2 protein-coding genes are annotated in these 1,058 nt (G+C 47.9%); one reads left to right on the top strand and one right to left on the bottom strand.

Annotation, left to right across the window (positions count from 1 at the left end; translation table 11 throughout):
• A partial coding sequence (locus tag R7P69_RS25195; RefSeq protein ID WP_318121827.1) for a CpxP family protein occupies nt 1-386 on the bottom strand: 386 nt, incomplete at its 3' end.
• A gap of 190 nt (nt 387-576) precedes the next feature.
• Between R7P69_RS25195 and R7P69_RS25190 the strand changes: the two genes are divergently transcribed.
• Nucleotides 577-1,058: response regulator (locus R7P69_RS25190; RefSeq protein ID WP_318121826.1), on the top strand; the 482-nt coding region annotated here is incomplete at its 3' end.

Genomic DNA, 1,058 nt, shown 5'->3' with positions numbered 1-1,058 from the left:
CTCTCCAGCATTTTCACGCGGTGCTCAGTTTGGCGCTCAACCATCTCTTTCGCTAGAGCAGTGGCTTGCGCTTCATCGAACGTATCCGCTAGCAATAGAGACTGCATTTTCGCGTGATGCGCTTGGCGCTCTGCCATGCGTGCTTCGCGGTTTTGTGAATATTTGCCTTTCATTTCCGCGCGGTTTGCATCACGGAAAGATTGCAGTTGGTCTTTTTGTGCATCAGTTAAGTTCAAATCGCGCATGATGCCGCGGTCCATACCCATACCACATTCATCACGTGGGCCTTTGTGGTGATCTTTACCGCCAAATGCGAATGCACTCGCAGTGCCTAAAGTTAGAGGTAGAACAACAGCAGCTAACACAAGTTTTTTTGCAGATTTCATAATTCGATTCCTTACACAAGTGAGTGATTCTTCTGGGCTGTTCTCACAGCGCTTGAGTATAGAATACGACTCGCTAGGTAAAGCGGCGTATAGGGAGCGTAAAGAATCGTAAAGAGTGATTTTTGCCCTCTTCGTCGCACATCAATCCAATGTAATATTAAGTAAACGGTAACTGACCAAAGGTGCCCCGATGGCAAACATTCTTTTAATTGATGACGACATAGAACTGACAAGCCTATTAAAAGAGGTGCTCAGCTTCGAAGGATTCGAAGTCAGTGAAGCAAACGACGGTGAAGCCGGCCTTGCCGCAATCAACAGCGATATCGACCTCATCCTACTGGATGTAATGATGCCAAAATTGAATGGTATGGAAACGCTGAAGCGTCTGCGAGAGAACTGGGAAACCCCCGTGTTAATGTTGACCGCCAAAGGCGAAGAGATTGATCGAGTAATCGGTTTAGAGCTCGGCGCAGATGACTACTTACCAAAACCTTTCAGTGACCGAGAGCTGCTCGCTCGTATTCGCGCGATTTTACGTCGCACCAGTAACACGCAGAAAAACGGCAAAAACAGCGATTGTATTGAGTACCAAGAGTTGCGCCTGTATCCGGGCAAGCAAGAGGCTTACTGCGATCAACAACTGCTGGATCTAACCGCAACCGAGTTCGCGCT

The organism is Vibrio sp. 661, assembly GCF_033339315.1.
Classification (GTDB): domain Bacteria; phylum Pseudomonadota; class Gammaproteobacteria; order Enterobacterales; family Vibrionaceae; genus Vibrio; species Vibrio alginolyticus.
This window is presented reverse-complemented; position numbering and strand designations above follow the sequence as displayed.